The 20,381-nt window shown below is 51.7% G+C and carries 15 protein-coding genes, 1 tRNA gene and 1 pseudogene; 3 read left to right on the top strand and 14 right to left on the bottom strand.

The features are described from left to right. Nucleotides 1–37: 37 nt before the first annotated feature. From JOD20_RS24640 to JOD20_RS24600, 9 genes are all read right to left on the bottom strand, one after another. Nucleotides 38–817: an SAM-dependent methyltransferase gene (locus JOD20_RS24640; protein WP_204757830.1), complete on the bottom strand. Its 780-nt coding sequence runs from the start codon at nt 815–817 to the stop codon at nt 38–40. A 112-nt stretch (nt 818–929) separates the two neighbouring features. Next, nucleotides 930–2,456 carry an O-antigen ligase family protein gene (locus tag JOD20_RS24635; RefSeq protein WP_204757829.1) on the bottom strand — a complete coding sequence of 509 codons (1,527 nt, stop codon included), beginning with the start codon at nt 2,454–2,456 and terminating at the stop codon, nt 930–932. Beyond that, nucleotides 2,453–4,078: a cellulase family glycosylhydrolase gene (locus tag JOD20_RS24630; protein ID WP_204757828.1), complete on the bottom strand. Its 1,626-nt coding sequence runs from the start codon at nt 4,076–4,078 to the stop codon at nt 2,453–2,455. Before JOD20_RS24630 ends, JOD20_RS24635 begins: the two co-directional genes overlap by 4 nt. 79 nt (nt 4,079–4,157) lie before the next feature. Then, a tRNA-Pro gene (locus tag JOD20_RS24625) sits at nt 4,158–4,234 on the bottom strand. Between the two features lie 561 nt (nt 4,235–4,795). Beyond that, the gene (gene uvrC, locus JOD20_RS24620) at nt 4,796–6,721 is read right to left on the bottom strand and encodes an excinuclease ABC subunit UvrC (RefSeq protein WP_204757827.1); all 1,926 of its coding nucleotides are present in this window, start codon (nt 6,719–6,721) and stop codon (nt 4,796–4,798) included. 92 nt (nt 6,722–6,813) lie between these two features. After that, nucleotides 6,814–7,491: an acetoacetate decarboxylase family protein gene (locus JOD20_RS24615; RefSeq protein WP_204757826.1), complete on the bottom strand. Its 678-nt coding sequence runs from the start codon at nt 7,489–7,491 to the stop codon at nt 6,814–6,816. A gap of 9 nt (nt 7,492–7,500) precedes the next feature. Next, the gene (locus JOD20_RS24610; RefSeq protein ID WP_204757825.1) at nt 7,501–8,253 is read right to left on the bottom strand and encodes a hypothetical protein; all 753 of its coding nucleotides are present in this window, start codon (nt 8,251–8,253) and stop codon (nt 7,501–7,503) included. Between the two features lie 334 nt (nt 8,254–8,587). Beyond that, complete coding sequence (locus JOD20_RS24605) at nt 8,588–9,742, bottom strand: acyltransferase family protein (protein WP_204757824.1); 1,155 nt, start codon at nt 9,740–9,742, stop codon at nt 8,588–8,590. A 516-nt stretch (nt 9,743–10,258) separates the two neighbouring features. After that, a complete protein-coding gene (locus JOD20_RS24600; protein WP_204757823.1) occupies nt 10,259–11,425 on the bottom strand; it encodes a CaiB/BaiF CoA transferase family protein in 1,167 nt (388 codons plus the stop codon). A gap of 222 nt (nt 11,426–11,647) precedes the next feature. Here JOD20_RS24600 and JOD20_RS24595 point away from each other — a divergent pair, with 222 nt between their 5' ends. From JOD20_RS24595 to JOD20_RS24585, 3 genes are all read left to right on the top strand, one after another. Beyond that, the gene (locus JOD20_RS24595) at nt 11,648–12,217 is read left to right on the top strand and encodes a DinB family protein (RefSeq protein WP_204757822.1); all 570 of its coding nucleotides are present in this window, start codon (nt 11,648–11,650) and stop codon (nt 12,215–12,217) included. 302 nt (nt 12,218–12,519) lie between these two features. Continuing rightward, nucleotides 12,520–14,277: an ABC transporter transmembrane domain-containing protein gene (locus tag JOD20_RS24590; RefSeq protein ID WP_204757821.1), complete on the top strand. Its 1,758-nt coding sequence runs from the start codon at nt 12,520–12,522 to the stop codon at nt 14,275–14,277. A 320-nt stretch (nt 14,278–14,597) separates the two neighbouring features. Then, nucleotides 14,598–16,451, top strand: coding sequence for an ABC transporter ATP-binding protein (locus tag JOD20_RS24585; RefSeq protein ID WP_204757820.1), 1,854 nt, complete (start codon nt 14,598–14,600; stop codon nt 16,449–16,451). A 320-nt stretch (nt 16,452–16,771) separates the two neighbouring features. Here JOD20_RS24585 and JOD20_RS24580 read toward each other — a convergent pair whose 3' ends face one another. The 5 genes and pseudogenes from JOD20_RS24580 to JOD20_RS26590 all read right to left on the bottom strand — a co-directional run. Beyond that, nucleotides 16,772–17,596, bottom strand: coding sequence for a hypothetical protein (locus JOD20_RS24580; RefSeq protein WP_204757819.1), 825 nt, complete (start codon nt 17,594–17,596; stop codon nt 16,772–16,774). A 559-nt stretch (nt 17,597–18,155) separates the two neighbouring features. Continuing rightward, on the bottom strand, nt 18,156–18,599 hold the full coding sequence (locus tag JOD20_RS27045; RefSeq protein ID WP_420828961.1) for a transposase: 444 nt from the start codon (nt 18,597–18,599) through the stop codon (nt 18,156–18,158). A 21-nt stretch (nt 18,600–18,620) separates the two neighbouring features. Continuing rightward, nucleotides 18,621–18,881, bottom strand: coding sequence for a hypothetical protein (locus JOD20_RS24570; RefSeq protein WP_204757817.1), 261 nt, complete (start codon nt 18,879–18,881; stop codon nt 18,621–18,623). After that, entirely contained in the window at nt 18,878–20,185 is a 1,308-nt protein-coding gene (locus JOD20_RS26595; protein WP_239584058.1) for an integrase core domain-containing protein, read from the bottom strand. Before JOD20_RS26595 ends, JOD20_RS24570 begins: the two co-directional genes overlap by 4 nt. Nucleotides 20,186–20,288: 103 nt before the next feature. Beyond that, nucleotides 20,289–20,381, bottom strand: a pseudogene (locus JOD20_RS26590) (integrase core domain-containing protein); the annotation flags it as partial.

Raw genomic sequence — 20,381 nt, 5'->3', positions numbered from 1 at the left:
ACCCCTATGTTCTATGTTCTATGCTCTATGCTCTCACTCAGCCTTTAATCATAAACGTGCCATACATATCGCTTTGATCGTCGTCTGCTTGGCGATCGCCCTCGATAATCCACGTACCATCAATTTCGTTCCATTCGGAGAGCCGTTGAAAGCCTGGCTCAAGCAACGTCCATGGCGCGATAAACTGGTTGATTTGAGCAACTGTACGCGGATAAATTGGGCTGCCCATGGCCTGATAGCGGGCCAGTAATTCTTGTAATTTGGGGTTGGGGTTTTCGGGCAGAGTCAGCCACGATATAGCGAGTTGCGAGCCTGGGCTGCACCAATCATATAGGCGTTGCAGCGTTTGGCGCAACACCTGATCATCCAAAAAATACGAAACCCCAATGATGCAGATTGCCAGCTTGCGTTCGCCAGCAAAATGTTGGTCAGCTTGGGCCAAAATCGATTCAAGCTCAGCAATATCGGCGTGGTGATAAATAACCCGAGGATTGTTGCCGATAATTTCACGCGCATAGGCGACGGTTGCCTGATCATAATCGTTGTACAGCACCAAGGCATCGGGGCGAATTTCGTGAATATAACCTTGGGTCGGCAAGCCGCTGGCCAAATCAAGATAGCGGGTAAAGCCCACATCGGCCAAACGATTGATCGCAATATCCAAAAACCAACGATTTAAGCGCGCGCCATTTTCAATCGTTGGAATCATCTGCACCAAGCGTTCTGCTGCCGCGCGATCAACTGCAAAATTGTGGCTCCCACCCAACAAATAATCGTAAATTCGGCCTGCATTCGGTTGCGATGGATCAAATTCCACGGCCAGCACTCCTCAACCTATAGCGCGTTTTTATTCTTACGGTTTGCTACACTGATAAATATTAAAAATATTAAATAGATTTTAGGGCGAAATGCTGCGCTTTTCAATAGAATTATTGTCCTATTTTGGCTACATCCGCTTGCTTAATCCGAAAGCTATCGATCATGCCAAAGGCGAGCCATGTGACCATGGCAATGTCGCTGGAGAAATAGCCTTGATCAACGCCGCCATGAAGCCAGCCAGCCAATAAAGCTGCAATCGCGGCGAGTGCCAACCAGCGTTCTGGCTGATCGCTATGCCAAATCTGCCAACTGCGCCGCACGCTGCGCCACGCCAAACTCGCAAAAATAATTAAGCCTCCAATTCCAACCCGCAGCCATAGATCGAGCAACAAATTATGTGGATGGGCTGTGTTGCGCTCCGCAAGATCGTTGGCCAGTGCTGGCTCGATATAGCCGCGATTGTATTGGGGGTTGAAATAGAAATAAAATTGATCAAGCCCAATGCCTAAAACTGGATGATCTGCAATCATGGCGGTTGCTGAGCGCCAAATGCTCAAGCGTGCCGAGCTGGAATCGCCTGTTACGCTCAAACGCTCAGGCCCGCTCAACGATGAATAGAGCAACAACCCACCAAGTACCACGCTGGTGATCAGCGGCAGCCACCAACGGCGCGGCAAGCAACTTAGGCCAATTAATACCAAGGCTACGGCAAAACGCGCGCCCTTGGAATAGGTCAGCATCAGGCTGAGCACCAATAAACTGCTGGCCCCAAGATAGATCAGCGACCACGCCGCCGTTTGCCAGTTGTGCTTGCGCCAAAATTGCCAGAGTGCCCAAGCAGCAGCCACAACCGCCAACATACTCGCGCGATCCATCCAGAGTGCCAAATTGTTGGGGTGACAATAGACCGATGAGGTGCGTTTGGTGCCACCAGAATCAACGATCAAATCGCTAAAACACATGCCCGTGCCGTCAATCGGAGTCCAATCGAGGTCGCGCCATTGCAAAATGCCAATCACTGCTACGATTGCGCTGCCAGCCAGCAAGCCCCACAGCAGCCAGCGCCGCACGGGGTAGCGCGGTTGCCAATACAGAATCAAGCCATACAACAGCAATGGCTCGACGATCATCCAGCGCCATTCGCGCCATGCCTCTGCTTGGCCTTCAGGTACGGCCAACGTTGCAGCAAATGTCGCAATCAGCAGCCAAGCCAACGGCAGCAGCAGCATGCGCCAATGTTCGCGCCACCAAACGCGCCATGCACTGCGCCCACGCAGCAAGCGCCAACCAAGATCAAGCGCCGTTACACCTAAAACAACCAGCAACAGCAGTTCGTGCAATGGAAAATATTTGCCATCGATAAACGGAAAGTCGCCATCCCAAAAGCCACGCGAGCGATAGTTGAAAGGAATTGTTGCGGCCACGCCAGCCAAGCCAATTTCGGGGCGCACCCAAGCAAGTGCCGCAAAAAGCGCTAGCAACGCCAGCGCAAAGAGCAAATTGTGCGCAGCAGCTTCATCGATGCCAACCAAGGGCGCAAAGCGCTTTGGTCGATATAAAGCCAAAATTGCCAACGCTGTGATGCCGCTAACCCCGACAGTTGCCAATGGATGCCAACGCCAACGTGCAAGCATCATACAGTTCTCTTTCGTACTAGGACGCTCCAAAAACGCTTCAATGCTAGTAACAAGCCGAGCCAAAGCCCAAATGGAATGCTGGCCCAAAGCCACCACCACGCTCGTTGGCGGCTAATCGTGAGTGTTTGCCACTCGCCGCGAATGCGCAGCTGATGCTGGCCTAGTTCGCCCTCAAAGGATTGGGTTGGAAGCACTTTGCCATCAACTTCTAGCTCAATTGGGCCTACACTTTCGACGCTCAGCCGTTCGCCCCACCAATTTGCCACGTATTCGTCGCTGGTTTGCCAGAGCAAATCAGTTGGCTGATAGCGGCCAATGCCCAATTGTGGCGCTTGATTCAGATATGATTTAACGGCGCTATAGGCTGGCAGTTCAGTCCAATCGCTCTTGAGCAAGGCAAAATGAATTGTTGGATCTTCGGGCGAGAAGCCAACTCCAGGCCGCAAAAACCAAATATTCATCGCGCCAAGCCATGGCCATTCTTGGCGCGCACGTTGCAAATATTCAACCAGATATTGGGCTTTTTGGTCTTCGCTGACTGGCGCGCCATATTGGGTTGCTACTGGTGAGCTGTTCCAGCCAAATTCGCTAATCCAAACCGCTTTATGCTCGTCGCCATAACGCTCCATCACTTCGCGCAGCAACACAACCCGCGTCACATCGGTGCGCGAATCGAGCGGACGTTGCCAAAGTTTATCGCGCTTCAACGAACCATCGGGGTTGAGCACTGGGCGCACATAGCGATTCTCGGTCGCTGGCTGGCCAAGGCCATAGCCCTGCGCACTAAAAATATCAAAATAGGCCGCCCCGCCGCGCTCGTAGATTTGGGCCAAAAATTCGAGATCGTTCTTGGCTTGCCAATCGAAGCCATCAGCAGGTGTCAGGCTCGGGAAGATAATGATTGCATCGGGGTTGGCAGCTTTGGCGCGGGTATAGCCAAGTTTCAATAATTCGATAAATTCAGCAGGATTGGGATCGGCCCAATTCCACTCGTGGCCATAATTTGGCTCGTTCCAAATTTGAAAAAAGCGCACTTTACCGCGATAGCGCTCAACCACGGCAGTCACATAATCGCCATAATCTGCATAATTATCGGGCGGGCCGGTCGAGCCGGGGTCTTGCTCGCGTTTGGCGACGCGAAAACTCTCCATGGGCAAGTTTTCGCGTGCCCAACTTGGCGGGCGATCAAGCCGCACGATCAGTTGCAAATTGCGGGCTTGGGCTGCGGCCACAATTGCATCATATTTCGTCCAAGCTGAGATTGCATCGGTTTGGTCGACCGTGCCATCGCCATTGTAATCGTGGCGATAATCGCGAAAATCGTTTTTGGCGTGAATCTCAATATCTTCCCAAGGAAACTGCACACGTAGCCAATAAAAGCCAGCGGCTTTGGCTGTATCGAGGGTTCGCGAAATCACCTCGGGCGCTTCGAAGTGCAAACTGGGCAAATTTACGCCACCTTGCGGCACATTGGCCCAAGCAATTGGCTGATCGACGTGCGTACTTACGCCGCGCCATTGCTCATTTTCAAGCCACGACCAAGCGGCGAGGCTGCCTGCGCAAACCCCAACGATGAGAAGCCAAAAGAGTGATTGGAATCGAAAAAATCTGCTTCTTTGCATAGCGCAGGCCATTATCAACCAGCGGTGCAGGCTTGTCAAAAGCCTAAAAACAAAAAATCACCGCCAAAACGGTGATTGGTGGTCGGGGCGAGAGGATTCGAACCTCCGACCTCAGCGTCCCGAACGCTGTGCTCTACCGGGCTGAGCCACGCCCCGACAACGCTAAGATGATACACCATGGCTTGGCTGTTGTCAAAGCTACGATGCTGCGTTTGTTGCAAAATTGTTACGCTTGCAAGCGAGAGCATAGAACATAGAGCATACGATCTGCATTGGGGCTGGTTTTGATCCACGAAGGACACGAAGAGCACGAAGGACGAGCAACTACGAAGCTTTTTTCGCCACGAATTGCACGAATGAGTATTTTTTTTTCGCCACAGATTGCACAGATTATTTTGATTATTCTACTAGATCCAATCCTAGATCCAATCCGCTTTCTGTTTTGCCATTACATTTTCTGACCCCTCATCCCTGAATCCTGCCCCCTCATGTCCCTCTGCGCCGCTGCGTTAAATTTTCGCTCCCCTCTTTTTTTTACTTCTGACTTTTGCTTTCATTCCTCATCCTTTGGTTTCTCTGCGCCTCTCGGTTGAATGCTCTATGTTCTATGCTCTATGTTCTGCCTTCATCCTTTGGTTTCTCTGCGCCTCTGCGTTAAATTTTGACTTCTGACTTTTGATTTTTGCCTTCATCCCTCATCCTTCATCCTTCATCCTTCTACAACAGCCCTTTGATCTCCTCGGCGGCTTTGCGGGTCATGCCGGGCACGGCGGCTAGCTCCTCGATGCTGGCATTGCGAATGCCATCGAGCGAGCCAAAGGCGTTGATCAAGGCCTTTTTGCGTTTGGGGCCGATGCCTGGAATATCTTCCATCGTCGAGCGCAGCATGCCTTTCGTGCGCAACTTGCGGTGATAGCTAATCGCAAACCGGTGAGCTTCTTCATCGATCCGCTGTACAAGATGCAAGCCAGGATCGTTTTGGGCAAAGGCGATTGGCACACGCTGACCTGGCTTGACCAAGCCAAACGGCAAGTGGCCTTTGGTATCGCCCTTGACCAAGCCAACCACTGGAATATGCTCGAAGCCTGCTGCGGCCAAGGTTTTGGCGGCTGCATTCACTTGGCCAATCCCACCATCGATCAAAATCAGATCAGGTAGGACTGTCCAAGTTTCGTCGTTGCTACTTTGCTCGGCGCTTGCTTGCTCTGCTGGCTCTGGATCGGCGCTTTGACCCGTATCATCGGCGCGGGCAAAGCGGCGTTGCAGCACTTCGCTGAGCGAGGCCACATCGTTTGCGCCTTCGACGGTTTTGATTTTGAAGCGGCGATAGTGCTTTTTGGCTGGCTCGCCCTGTTCGAACACCACCATACTCCCCACCGAATTGGTGCCTTGGGTATTGGAAATGTCGTAGCATTCGATGCGTTGCGGCAATTCGGCCAAATTCAAGACATCGCGCAATTGGCTTAACCCAGCCGTTGCCCGTTGTTCGGCGTTGAGCCATTGCAAGCGCAGTTGATCGAGGGTTTGGCTGGCGTTGCGGGCCGCCAAATCAACCAAATCTTTTTTATCGCCGCGCCGTGGCACTTGCAAACTGACCTTGTGCCCGCCCTTGCTTTCCAGCCATTGCTCGATAATTTGGGTTTCTTCGGGATAATCGGGCAACAGAATATTGGGCGGAATATCGGCGGCTGCATCATAAAATTGGGTTAAAAATGAACTCATCAAGGCTTCTGGATGTTCTTCCTCGGTGCCTTGCAGGGTAAACGGCTCCGATCCAATCAGTTTGCCACCGCGAATATAGAAAACTTGGACGACTGCTTTGCCTTCATCGCGGGCAAAGGCAATCACATCTTGGTCGCTGGCGGCGGTATTGAGCACTTTTTGGCGTTCCATTACCCGCTCAACTGCCTTAATTTGGTCGCGCACATAGGCCGCGCGCTCGAATTGCAAATCTTCGGCAGCTTGGTTCATTTTTACTTTCAGATCGCGCAAAATTGCTTCGGGCTTGCCACTTAAAAATAAGCGCACTTGATTAATCGCTGTACTATATTCTTCACTTGTACAATTATTGGCACATGGCCCAAGACAGCGTTTAATATCATAATACATACAAGCTCGGTTCATTCGGGCATGCTTTTTAAACATATCATCGTTACATAAGCGAAACGCAAATAATTTATTTAATAATTCAATTGTTGCATAAACGCTGCTGGCTTTGGCAAATGGCCCAAAATAAATGCCACCATCTTCGATCACTTTGCGCACGCGCAGCACTCGTGGCCATTCTTCCTTGGTAATTTTAATATAGGGATAACTTTTATCATCTTTGAGCAACACATTGTAGCGTGGGCGATGCTTTTTGATCAGATTCATTTCTAAAAGCAAGGCTTCTAGCTCGGTGTCGGTGGTAATAAATTCAAAATCGGCAATATTTTGCACCAAACGGCGGGTTTTGCTGGTCAGGCCGCGTGGCGCACCAAAATACGAGCGCACCCGATCGCGCAGGCTTTTGGATTTGCCCACGTAAATGATCGTATTGGCTTGATCGCGATAGATATACACGCCTGGGGCGAGCGGCAAGTTGCGCAAGCGCTCTTCAAACAGCGCATGATTGGCAATATTGGTATGGGATAAATCTGGCATTTTCGCACCTCTGTGCTAATTATACCGCATCTTTGCTGACCATGGTAAAAGCCGACTAGCCTGCTCTGCTAGTCGGCTCAAGCCTAGAAAATTTATACCTTTAGCAATTTGCCAAAATCGCCACGGCCATTGCCTAACCCAGAGATCGAATAGCCTGAAACGCCAAATTTGGCCCACGCGCCACTGGCCGGAAAGAAGGGCCGAATTTTACGGGTGATGCCGACTGTGCCAGCAAAGCGCGCCGGAATTCGATACAGTTCTTGCTCGTGCACAACCAGCACATCGAAATTCAGGCCCACATTAAAGCCATTGATTTTCTTGGGAATGCCTTCGAAGCTGAGCAGCAAGCGGCCTTGTTGATCGGCGCTAATCCGATCGCGGCTGGGATTCGTCCATGAAATGCGGGCTAATTCTTTGGGCAAGTGCCAAATGTTGCGTCCGCCAGCCACCGATTCATCCAAATCGACGACGAGGCCATGAATCCAAATCGCAGGACGCGGGCCAAGTTTCAGCACCAAGCCACAGGCAGCCTCGCCATAGTGCAAGGTCGAGCCGCTGCCATATTGACCAACCAACGAAAATCCCAAACTGCGGCCTGCTGGCAGCCAGAGTGGCTTAAGCGGCGCTGGCAGCAAGTCGGCGACGGCGTTGCGTTTGACTGGATGCACACACCAAACCCATGTTCCTTGCATGACCCATGGTGCTGGCGGATAGCTGGTTGTGGCAGCGATACGGTCGGCTTCGACCGTCGAATCGTAGAGGGCGGACACAGTTATACCTCATAATGCGCCAAGCAGCGCAGCAAATGGATTATCGGTATCATCATCGGGATCATCAGCCACAGTCTGGCGATTGATCAGCGGCGGACTAGGAACTTCTTCATCGTCATCAAGCGCCCAATCGAGATGCAACGGGCGATCGCCAGCCATCGCAATTAATTGCTCAAGGCTAAAACGCCGAATGCTAATCTGATCTGGCCATTGTTGGGCTTGTTCAGGATGTTCGATCAGGTGGAAGCGACTTTGATCGCCGATAATATCAGCGATGGTTGGTGGTGGGGTATGCGGTGCATCGGGGCTACGCATCAATGCTTGAACGGCCTCAGCATCAGGAATGCCAGTATCGACCAATAACAACGTCGTATAGACCCGAGGAATAATCAATTGCAGGGCTGCGCGAATGTCGTGGAGCTGGGTTGCTGCTTTGCGAATGGTATGCGCTGAACGACTGGCCTTGACCTCAAACACATGCACGCTGCGCCCAACCTCCACCAAGGCATCAATTTCACGATATTTACGAATAGTTTGGCGACCACTGCGCTCGTCGTATTCGAGAATTCGGCGCTCGGAAAGCGCTTGACCCTGCGCTGTGAGCCATTCGCGCAGCAACTGTTCGGCCTCACCGCCAAACAAATCGCGCTGGCGCGGTGGCCGAGTTGCCCGCTGATTCTCACGAGCAATCGTCATTTGTTCAACAAACGCCCGATAATGCGGGTCATCGAAAGTTGTGAGTCGAGCACGTACAAATCGCACAGTTGCAATCCCCCACTAAACTATCTGTATGCTACCACATTAAAGAAGGGATGAAGGATGAAGTATGAAGGATGAAGAGCAGAGAACAGAGGAAAGGATGAGGGATGAAGGTCAAAAATCAGAAGTCAAAAATCAGAAGTCAGAAGTCAAAAGTCAAAAGTCAAAATAGAGCAGAGAAATTGGGGATTGGGAGCGATAGATTAGGCTATTGGCTATTGACTTGGGGTAATTTCAACGAATTCCCGATAGCCACATTCCAATAGCCAATAGCCTAATCGTTCTTCGTGCTCTTCGTGCCCTTCGTGGATCAAAACTTAAATGGGCGTGGTTTGCTCTAGGCAGCGTCTGTGTTGAGCGTTGGCCGCACTTCAGGCTCGCGAGTTTCCTCTACGACAACCGGTTTGCTGGCGCTTTTCAACGACATTGGATGTTCAACCAAAACAAACAACAGCGCTCCGCTGACCAGCGTTACCCCAAACATCAGCGGCAAGATCAACCAAAAGAACCAGCCCCCTGTCGGCGTAGCGGGCATAAATTTTTGCAACAGCATAAAGCCTGCATGCAAGCTCAAACCATGAACCAAATAGTAGGAATAGCTCATATTGCCCAGCCAGCGCAAGGGAGTCCACGAAAGCGCTTGTTTGAGCCACGATTCAGCTTGGCTGAAACAATGCCAGCATGCGAGCAAAAAGCCGCTAAAAATCAGGCTAAAGCGAATTGCGTTGCCAATCATGCCGCTGAGCGGTAGTAATGGTGCGCACGTACCAACCAGCAACCCAAGCAAGCCAAGCCACGCTGTAGGAGTATAATTGCGCTTCGACTCCAACAACTCATGTAGCAAAATTCCAGCAATAAACATAGCGAGCTTCAACGGGCCTTGCCAAATAATACAGATGGCGGTCAGGATGACCCCAACAATGCTGAAGAAGCCGATCCGCCATTGGGGCGTTTTAGCGCGCAAGCCAATTGCCAGCACGATCAATGGCATAATGAGGTAGTAAAAAACCTCGTAGCTAAGCGACCATGCCACCGTAATCATTGGTTCAATCGGCAGCATTCCAGGCAAAAAGAGTAAGTTTTGAATGAAATAGAGCGTTGCAGCAGCAATTCCGCTTGGAATCTTACTTTCAGCAGGAAAAATAATCGATAAGCCAAGATAAGCCATGAAGATCACGAAAAATGTTGGATAAATACGCCGAATGCGTCGGCCAATAAAACTACCATACGCTTGCTGGCGTTTCATCAACGAGGCATAGATTAAATACCCACTGAGCACGAAAAATAAATCTACACCCGTATTGCCAACCATGCCAAAGGCATTATTAACGATTGCGGTTGGGCTATCATTGAACAACCATGCTTGAATTGAACTCCGAAAATGAACTAAGAACACAAGAAAAACTGCAATTCCCCGCAAGCCTTCCATGGAGCGCAGATTGGTGCCTGCTAGGCCACGGGCTAGCTCAAAGCGCTGCCTAAGATATTCCATAAGTCCTCCTCAGCAAAATTCGCCAGCCTTGTTATATCCCCACGCTTAAAAACAGTTTACTTAGAATTACTGCCAGAGAGTTGCAACAATACTCCAGATTTTAATAGGTAGGTGAGGATCATAAGTTGCGATTGATACGAACCAGTATAGTAGAGTTTAATCAAATTATCAACAAGCTAGTATCAATAAAAAAGCAACTTTATTATCAAAAATAAAGCTGCTTGCTTACACTATTACGGCTAAAATTATATTTAGCATGTTAATCAATGTTCGTTCAAATCCAAGCATTAAACCGTTGCAACAATGCTAAATTTGGCTTTCATTATTGATTGATCGGCTTGATCAACAATGCTTGTTTGCCTTAAAGATATGATAATTAATAATATTTAATAATTATGTCTGGATTTGACGAACTCAATTCCAAGTGGCTACGAAAAGGCAGTTGCAGCAAGCTCCAGCAGCACAAGCACCTGTTTCTTGCCACTTTAGCAGACTCCTAGCAGCGTTGCAATTAAATTACTCTGGTTCTGATAGTACTTTTGGTTGGAATTGCTGGTGAATTTCTTGGGTATGTTGGCCTAGTAATGGTGGGGCCAAACGGATACTTGCGGGGGTTGCTGAGAATTTAAAGGGTATACCCAACAGTTTTAAATCGCCAATCGTTGGGTGCTCTACCTGTACCACCATCTCACGCGCCAACACCTGCGGATCGTTCAAAACTTGGCCAACACTGCGCACAGCGCCAACCGGAATCCCTGCTGCTTGAATCAATTTAACCCATTCAGCACTTGGTTTTTGGCCAAAATGTTGATTGAGCAAGGCTACCAATTCGCTGCGGTGTTGCACGCGCTGCGGGTTGGTGCTAAAACGTGGGTCGTCTGCCCAAGCTGGTTGTTCTAAAACAGCGCATAAACTTTGCCATTGGCGATCGTTGCCAACTGCCAGCGCAAACGCACCATCGCTGGCCTCAAAGCTTTGGTACGGCACAATCGTTGGGTGCGCATTGCCATAGCGGGTTGGCTCCTCGCCAGTAATTAAGTAGGCGCTGCCAACATTTGCCAGCCAAGCCACCTGTGATTCCAACAACGAAATATCAATATGTTGGCCCAGCCCGCTGCGTTCGCGAGCATACAAGGCCGCCAAAATGGCGTTGCTTGCCAACATTCCGGTGGTTAAATCGACGACCGCCACCCCAACTTTGCTGGCCTCACCAGCGGCAGGCCCCGTGATGCTCATCAAGCCTGCGGTTGCTTGCACAATAAAATCGTAGCCTGGTAGTTCTGCTTCAGGGCCAGTTGCGCCCATTCCACTAATTGTCAGCGTGATCAAACGGGGATTTTGCGCCCGCAAACTGGCTAAGCTCAAGCCAAAGCGTTCGGGCGTGCCCGGGCGGAAATTTTCGACCAAGATATCTGCTTGGCTGGCAATGGTGCGAATCAATACTGCATCGGCGGCGGTTTTGAGGTCGGCAACCAACGAGCGTTTATTGCGATTGACCGCCAAATAATAGGCGCTTTCGCCAGCAACAAAGGGCGGCCCCCAGCGCCGAGTATCATCACCTTGCGGCGCTTCAACTTTGATCACATCGGCCCCTAGATCGCCAAGAATCATGGTGCAATACGGGCCTGCCAGCACTCGTGAGAGGTCGAGCACCAACAAGCCTTCGAGCGGAGAACTCAGCATTGAGCAGTACCATTAACTAGAGGAAGCAGTGGCTTCCTTGGGCGAATTATGCAGCACAACCATACAATGAGCCAGTATTTTGAGCAAATGCTGGCTCAGGAGCATTGATTTGGCTTGATTATCGACATGCTTAGGCAAAAATCGTGAGTAACGGCGTGCCAATTCGCGAGAAAGCTGGGGTACACTTAATACTGTTTCAACTCTGTATAGGAGTGGTGTGTTATGATCGATTTTACGCTATTGAAGGACGGTAACCAAACCTTGGGCGAGCTTGGGGCCAGCCTAAGCAAGCAAGATCTGTGGGATGCAACCGATGAGATGATTGGCGACCTGCTGAGTTTATTAACTGATGCAGTTGACGCTGATATTGTTTTCGTTCCATCCGATCCCAAGGCGAACGATCCTGGGGCTTCTGAGGAAGAACGGGATATGGCTTGGACGTTTGGGCATTTGATTTGCCATATCACCGCTGGCAACGAAGAGGCAGCCTTGACATCTTTGGCGATGGCTTCGGGTATTTTGCCCAGCGAACGCTTGCGCTATGAAATGCCATGGCAGGATTTGCAAACCGTTGAGCAAGCCCGCCAACGACTGGAAGAAAGCCGCCGCATGTGCCTCAGTATGCTCGATGCTTGGCCCGACCAGCCGCATCTTGAAATTAGCCAAGTGATCTACGAGGGGTGGGGGCCGCTCAACGCCCATGGCCGCTACTTCCTTGGCTTGAAACATACCAACGATCACGTTGAGCAGTTTCACGAAACGATGCGCCAAGCCAAAGCCGCCCGCAGCTAGGATTATCTGTTCCCTCACCCCCCAACCCCCTCGCCCACTGAACGCGGGCGAGGGGGAGCCGAAAAACGAACAATCCTGCTTTTGTACGCGGGCTGAGGCTAAATCGGCGGCGAATTTAGCTCAATAACCCTAACAATGCAGCAAGGACACATCAGCTTAATTGCGATGTGTCCTTGCTGTTTAACCCCTGACCTGTCCCTTTGGAACATAATCATGCGACCAAAGTCGGATATTGTTATGCACATTTTAGCATATACTATATAGTCTGCTGGTTCGGGATAACCAACACAAAGGAGGCATGCGTGAAGCATCTAGATCAGTATCGACGGTTACTGGCCCACTTAAAGCCCTACCCTAGGCAAGTGTTCTATGCCTATGGCTCAACTCTGTTGGCGGTCGGCTTAAACATTGCAATTCCCCAATTGCTCAAACAAGCAATTGACGAAGGGATTGCCAGCGGCTCAAGTCGGGCCTTGCTAATTACTGCGCTGATTATTTTGGGCGTGGCAGTTGTACGGGTTATTTTCGGCTTTGCTCAACGCTATTATAGCGAGTGGCTGAGCTTTCGCGTGGCCTACGATTTGCGCAATCGTTTTTACGATGCGATTCAACGGCTGCCGTTTTCGTTCCACGATCGCTCACAAACTGGCGATTTGATGAGTCGCGCGACCAGCGATATTACCGAAACTGAGCGCTTTGTCGGGGTTGGGTTACTTGAACTTAGCTCGACTATGCTTTTGCTTTTCGGCATTATCGTGGCCATGGTGGTGGAAGATTTAACTTTGACTGGCTTGGCACTTTTGCCCTTGCCAGTGCTGTTGTATGCCACAATTCGCTTTGGCAACACGGTCGAGCCGCTGTTTACCAAAATTCAAGAGCAAATGGGCAAGCTCTCGACGATGATGCAAGAAAGCCTGACTGGCATTCGTGTGGTCAAAGCCTTTGCCCGTGAGCCATATGAACTAGAAAAATTTGATCGTGATAATGGCGAGTGGTATAACCGCCGTTTTGCCGTGATTCGGATTTGGGGTAATAGCTGGCCCTTTTTCAACTTTTTGGTCGCCATCAGCGTGATTATTTTGCTCTGGATTGGCGGCCCGCAAGCGATTGATGGCAAGATTACGGTTGGCTCGTTATTCGCCATGATCAGCTATGTGCTGTTGTTGAACAACCCCGTGCAACGCTTGGGCTTTACGGTCAACTTGGCGGCGACGGCGGTTGCTAGCTCGGCCCGCGTGTTTGAAATTATCGATACCTACGATGAATTGGCCGATAAACCCGCTGCTCAGAGCTTGGAGCATGTGCAGGGCCACGTCAAGTTTGAGCAGGTGTCGTTTGCCTATCGCGAAGGTGGCCGTCCAACCTTGCACGATGTTTCGTTCGAGGCCAAACCTGGCCAAGTGATCGCCTTGATGGGGCCAACTGGCTCTGGCAAGAGCACGATCACCAACCTGATTCCACGCTTCTACGACCCAATTGAAGGTCGAGTGTTGGTCGATGGCCACGATGTGCGCGATTTGGCGATTAAAAGTTTGCGCGAACAAATTGGGATTGTGCTGCAAGATTCATTCTTATTCAGCTCAAGCATCGCCGATAACATTCGCTACGGGCGGCCCGATGCTAGCGACGAAGAGGTGATTGTAGCGGCCAAAGCAGCCCGCGCCCACGATTTTATTCTCAATTTCAGCGAAGGCTACCAAACCAAAGTTGGCGAGCGTGGCGTGACGCTTTCTGGTGGTCAGCGCCAGCGCATCGCAATTGCCCGCGCCTTGTTGCTCAACCCACGGATTTTGATTTTGGATGACTCGACATCAAGCGTGGATACCGAAACCGAGCACTTGATTCAGCAAGCACTCGACCAATTGATGCAAGGGCGCACGACCTTTGTGATTGCCCAACGCTTGTTGACGCTCAAAAATGCCGACCAAATTTTGGTGCTTGATGCTGGCAAAGTGGTGCAACATGGCACGCACGAACAATTATTGGCCCAACCTGGCCTGTATCGCACCATCTACGACCTGCAACTCAAAGATCAAGAGGAAAGCCTTTTGGAAGTATGAGGGATGAATTATGAATTATGAAATAAGCCGAGTAATTTGACGTTTCCTTGTCGAATAAAAATTTGGATGTGTCGTTGGATGAATATTTTCATCCTTCATCCCTCATTCTTCATACTTAGCAAAGATGGGTAATGAGCTAGGATTTTCATCCTTCATCCCTCATATGTAGTAATGTACGGCTTTTGGAAGAATGAATTATGAATTATGAAATAAGCCGAGTAATTTGACGTTTCCTTGTCGAATAAAAATTTGGATGTGTCGTTGGATGCATACGTTCATCCTTCATCCCTCATCCTTCATCCTTAACAAGAGGGTTTTCCATGACAACCAAAGCTTTAGCGCCGTCGCGCAAGCGCGATGATGAAATAGAAAAAAAGGTCGCCGATTTATTGCCCAAGGACGATGAAAACAGCTTGGGCAAGGCCTACGATCCGCGTTTGATGCGTCGTTTATTAGCCTTTATCGTGCCCTACAAACGCACCATGACCGCCGCAATTGGGCTGATGATTATTGGCACGGTGCTGTCGGTCGTTTCGCCATGGGTGATTGGCCAAGCAATTGACGTGGGCATCAAGGCCAAATCGCTCAATTCGCTCTACACGTGGACAATTATTTTTGCAGTGGTTTCGTTGGGCGAATGGCTCTCGAACCGCTCGCGGATTCACTTGCTGGCGATTGTTGGCACGGGCGTGGTGGCTGATGTACGCTCAGCGCTGTTTCGCCATTTGCAACGTTTATCGCTCAATTTCTACAATCGCTACAGCGTTGGCCGCTTGATGAGCCGCCTCATCTCCGATGTTGATGTGTTGCAAGATTTCGTTACCTGGTCGATTACTGGGCTAACTCGCGCAACCTTCTCATTGGTGGGTATTACGCTGGCCATGCTCTGGCTCAACTGGAAATTGGCGCTAGTAACCTTTGCCGTGCTGCCAATTATGGTCATCGTGACCAACTACTGGCGAGTGCGGGTGCGCCAAGCCTATCGCTCAACCCGCGAACGGATCGCCTTGATCAACGGCTATTTGAACGAATCGATCTCAGGGATTCGGGTGACCAAGAGTTTTGTGCGCGAAGAGGCCAACGGCGAGCACTTCGACGATCTCAATCGCTCGTATTTCAATGCTAACACCAGCGCCGCGCGCTTGGCCGCGACCTTCTTCCCTGCTGTCGATTTTATGGGTTCGTTGGCAACGGCCTTGGTGGTGGGTGTTGGTGGTTGGTTAGTGGTTGGCGATGAGCTAACGCCTGGGGTTTTAGTGGCGTTTGTGTTGTATGTCAGCCGCTTTTTCGACCCAATTTTGGAATTGGCGCAACGCTACAACACCTTTCAATCGACCATGGCCTCATCGGAGCGCATGTTTGCCTTGCTTGATACCGAGCCAGATATGCTTGACGCGCCGAATGCCAAAATCTTGCCAGCAGTACGCGGCCATGTGATGTTTGATCATGTGTCGTTTGGCTATGCTGATGGCGAGCCAGTGTTGCGTGATGTGACCCTCGAAGCCCAGCCTGGCGAGACGATTGCCTTGGTTGGCGAAACTGGCGCTGGCAAAAGCACGATTATTCGTTTGCTCGGGCGCTTCTTTGATGTAACCGATGGCGCGGTGCTGGTCGACGGCCATGATATTCGCGACGTAACCCAAGCTAGTTTGCGCCAACAATTGGGGATTGTATTGCAAGATACCTTCCTCTTTGGTGGCAGCATTAGCGACAATATTCGTTATGGCCGCTTGGATGCCAGCGATGAGGCTGTGATTGCCGCCGCCAAAGCGGTTGGCGCACACGAATTTATCGAGCGCATGCCCGAAGGCTACAACACCGATGTTGGCGAAAACGGGGTCAACTTGAGCGTTGGCCAACGCCAAATTCTCTCATTTGCCCGTGCCTTGCTGGCCGACCCACGCTTGCTGATTTTGGATGAAGCGACGAGTAGCGTTGATACCACGACCGAGCGCCAAATTCAGGCCGCCTTGGATACGCTGATGCGGGGCCGAACCAGCTTTGTGATTGCCCACCGTTTGAGCACCATCACCAGCGCCGATAAAATTGTGGTGCTTGATCGCGGCCAGATTAGCGAAATGGGCACCCATGCAGAGTTGCTAGCCCGCAAAGGCCGCTACTACAACCTTTACACCATGCAATGGAGCAAAGGCAACGGCACGATTGGCGAGTAAGAGCATAGAACATAGAACATAGGGGCGCTAGAGAATTTCGGTTCTCAGCGTCCCTTATATTGATCCACGAAGAGCACGAAGAGCACGAAGAACGGGAACCGCGAAGGGCACGAAGATCACGAAGGTTAAGTTGGCTATAGGCTACAGGCTTTTGGCTATTGGGTCTAAATTCTGGGAATACTCACAATCGTTCCGCTAGCCGATAGCTATATTTCTCTGCGCCGCTGCGTTAAATGCCGATTCAAGCAAGAACCTCAATGACCCGCTAGCCATCAGCCAAAAGCCTATAGCCATACATTCCCTGCGCCTTTTGAAGTGTGCTACTTACTGGTTGGTGTAACTGCAACTGGCGTGATTTTGGTGGGCATTGTTGGAATACTTGAATCAGTGGCATCAAGCCATTGGCGGGTTTCAAGGTTGAAGATAAAGCGTTGTGGTGGGATTGCCCGATTTTTCAAATATACCAATGGCCATGCTGCTGATTCAACCATAATAAGGCCTAGTGGTTGCTCAGTATGGTATTCCTGCATCCGCTTTTCTGCGATTGTTAATGAAGGGCCAGAGGCAAAGACAAGCAGAATTCCCTGATTTGGTTCTGCACTGAGCGCCCCCGTAAAAAGATAATAATAAATATGCTTCGCAGTGTCATTTACAATCCAACAGTTGCCGCGAATTGTCTCTGATCCATGGTTGCATTCAAAAACTTGCCCTTCGACCGGAAGCGGTTCTGGGGTTGGGCTATAGCCTAATGCCATCTCTGTTTCAAATGCAATTTGGCGAGGTGAAAGCGTTGAAATAATGCTCGATGTTGGCAATTCGCCTCCAGAATACACGGTTGCTAGATCCCAAGCCCACTGAGTTTGATCGGCAAAGAATTGCTTCTCTTTGTTATTAAGCGCGTCAATTTGATCGATGTGATATTGGGTTGCTAGCGCAGCGCTGGTTGCGGTTTTCCCGGGGCTTAATTGAATTGCTGTGGTTGCACTGCTAGAAAATGCTACTACTGCGGCTCGTGTAATGCTTATAAGATCGGCTGTACCACCCGAGGATTGGGCCGTACGCTCATCCATCGTCAACTGCGTTCGGCCACAACTGACCGCCGCCAGCGCGACAATCAGCAATCCGATTAATCTGCGATAGGTCATCTTGATCCTCTCCCATACATAGCTTAAAGAATGATTGCAACCAGGAAGGGGCATTAGGTTATAGGCTATTGGATGTTCCAACTCATCCCCGATAGCCGATAGCCAAAAGCCATCGTTTCTCTGCACCTCTGCGTTAAAGTGCTCTTGCTTCTCTTTCCTGAAATCTGCTCTCTAGGGGATTGAGCGTGCTACTAGCCTAAATCGTAGCCCCAAGCCGAAGCAATGATAATTGGCTGAGAATGCGATTATAGTGAGCGAAGAAGCGCACAAGAATTGCTTTTTTAATCCACGAAGAGCACGAAGAGCACGAAGAAAGGGAACCGCGAAGGGCGCGAAGATCACGAAGGCTGAGTTTTTTTGCCACAGATTGGCACAGATTATTGTTCCGATAGCCTATAGCTGTACTGGTACATCAGGTTAACCACGGCCTGATCCCCTCACCCCAACCCCTCGCCCACGTGGCGGGCGAGGGGCTTTAACGCCGTGATTCTGTCGCACTGCGTTGGTAAAAACGGCTGCTCCCCCTCGCCCGCGTTTTCGTGGGAGAGGGGGCTGGCTTTCAAGGGTAGGTAGTTAACACGGGTGACCATGGTTCCGGATAAAACCGTCCCACGAGAAGTGGCTGGTGGGTCAGGAGGTGGGTGATGATCAGCAAGAGGCCACGACGAAAACAGCTGAGGGTGCGGGATCGGGCTGTGACCACTGCTCGCGGCCATGCCGGCTCCATGCATGGCGCGGGTTGCGCATTCGTGGGCGCAGGGTCGGTCGCATCCGCCTCCCCGCCCACACTCACGACCCACACGGTCGCAACCGCCAGCAACACCCACCAGCGCGCAATCCGCTCGGGGTCGGTCATTTTGGTCTGTTCCCAATGCCAGCCGCCCCGTTTAAGGTCTTTGAACCCGTGTTCAATCCAGCCGCGCATGCCATACCATGCCCAGGTTGCCGCATCAGGAGCCAGATCCGTGATCACCAGCCATGGGTCTGCATCGGAACGTGTCAATATTTTTGAGACGGGTGACGATCAGGAATTCCGTTTCAGCCGCGCCGGGTCGTCGGCCTGCGCAGCCACACTGAGTGGCGGGTTGATCCACGCCGCCGTTGGCACGGGTGGTGGGGTCGGCGGCCCCTGCACAAAGCGCTCCGGGTGACGATCAGCGGCGGCGGTCAGCACGACCTGCCGTGCGGCCACCACCGCGTCCGCTGTCCCACCGTGGACCATCGCGGGGGTGAGCAGGCTCAGTGTGCTGATCAGGTACATCGTCACCCAGATCATCCACATCATCGGCGGCGCTTGGTGCGCCGCTGCTTGAGCCGTTTGGTCTCGCGCTCGGCCAACCCACACAGCGCCTCCACCAGCTGCTCAAACGGCATCATCCCACCCAAGAGCCGCTTCAGCGTGACCCGCTTCACGACCCGTTCACGCTGGATGAAGACGAGTTCCCGTGCGGCGGCATCCACCTGCACCGCCAACTCCTGCCCTGCATAGGCGATGCCTGCCGTATAGGTTGCGCCATCCAATACCAGCTTGCCTTGGGCATTGACCCGCCGCACAAACGTCCAGCCGTCAATCTGCTGCAGCCAGCCATCCGCATCAACCTGCGCCGGAACGGCTGGTAACACGGGCAATTCTGGAAACGCTTCGGCAGGCGGGCGATTTCCACAGGCCCGGCCTTGGTGCGGGCGTTCCGTGCGATACCAATCGCAGTAGGCATCGACTTGGGCTTGCGCTTCGGCCTCGGTGGTCGGCCAGTTTGGGTAGACCGATTCCCCCTTGTAATTCTTGTGAAACCGCTCCACGAACGGCTTTAAGTCGGGGCGATGCGGTGGACAGACCTCGACCTGAATCCCGAGATTGAGCAACAAGCGTTGGAAGGGCGAGGGGAAATCCGCCAAGCGATTATTGCTGACCAATCGCACATCGCAATCCATCCGAATCCGCGCAGGCAGCCCGATCTGCTGGAGAATACTGGCGGTGGTGCGAATGACCGAGACCATATGAAAATCAGTGCTAATCCGTGCGGCAACCGGAATCGATGTGCCCGCATCGACCCACATAAACGCTTCCGCAGCGTGTTGGCGTTTGCCATCGGGGTCGGGCGGAATCGAGGTAACATCGGTAAAATCGATCTCAATCTCCTGCATGGGCGGACAGGGGGTGCGGGGCTGGCGCTGGCGAGTGGGTGGGTCAAACAGCAGTTGATGATCGCGCAAGATGCGGTTGATCGTGGTGGGTGAACGGGGAATCCGGTCATTGGCCAGATCAGGATCGCGTTGGAGATAGGCAATGATGGTTTTGGCTCCGACGGTGCGATGGAACTGCGTGGCCAACTCCTGGCGCAAGGTCAGAATCCGCTCAATCACGCGATCACTCCAGGCGGGCGGTGGGGTTTTGCGGGCGCGTGATTGGCTCTGGCAGACGACATCGGGATCGGGATGGGGTGGCGAGCCAATGCGCTGTTTCCAGATGCGCACCCAATCGGGGGAGACGGTGAGCGCGGTGGCAAACTGGCGATTCGACCAGTCGGGGTTCGTGTGGAGCAATTCGTACAACGTTCGGCGGGTAGCAAACCAGCGATCCGTGACCATTGATGACCTCCGCAAGCCAAAAAATGGGGACGGTCACTATGATAGCGGATCGGTCGCCGATGATGTGGATGATCTGGGTGACGATGTACCTGATCAGCACACTCAGCCCACTGTGCCGATGGACGTGGTTGTACCAGTCCACGAACGCCGTCACCCACGCCCGCGCCTCCGCCAGACTGGCGAACCGATCCGGATA

Origin of the sequence: Herpetosiphon giganteus (genome assembly GCF_016907925.1) — a bacterium.
GTDB classification, from domain to species: Bacteria; Chloroflexota; Chloroflexia; order Chloroflexales; family Herpetosiphonaceae; genus Herpetosiphon; species Herpetosiphon giganteus.
Note: the sequence above shows the minus strand (reverse complement) of the source record. Positions and strands in the feature narration are given on the sequence as shown.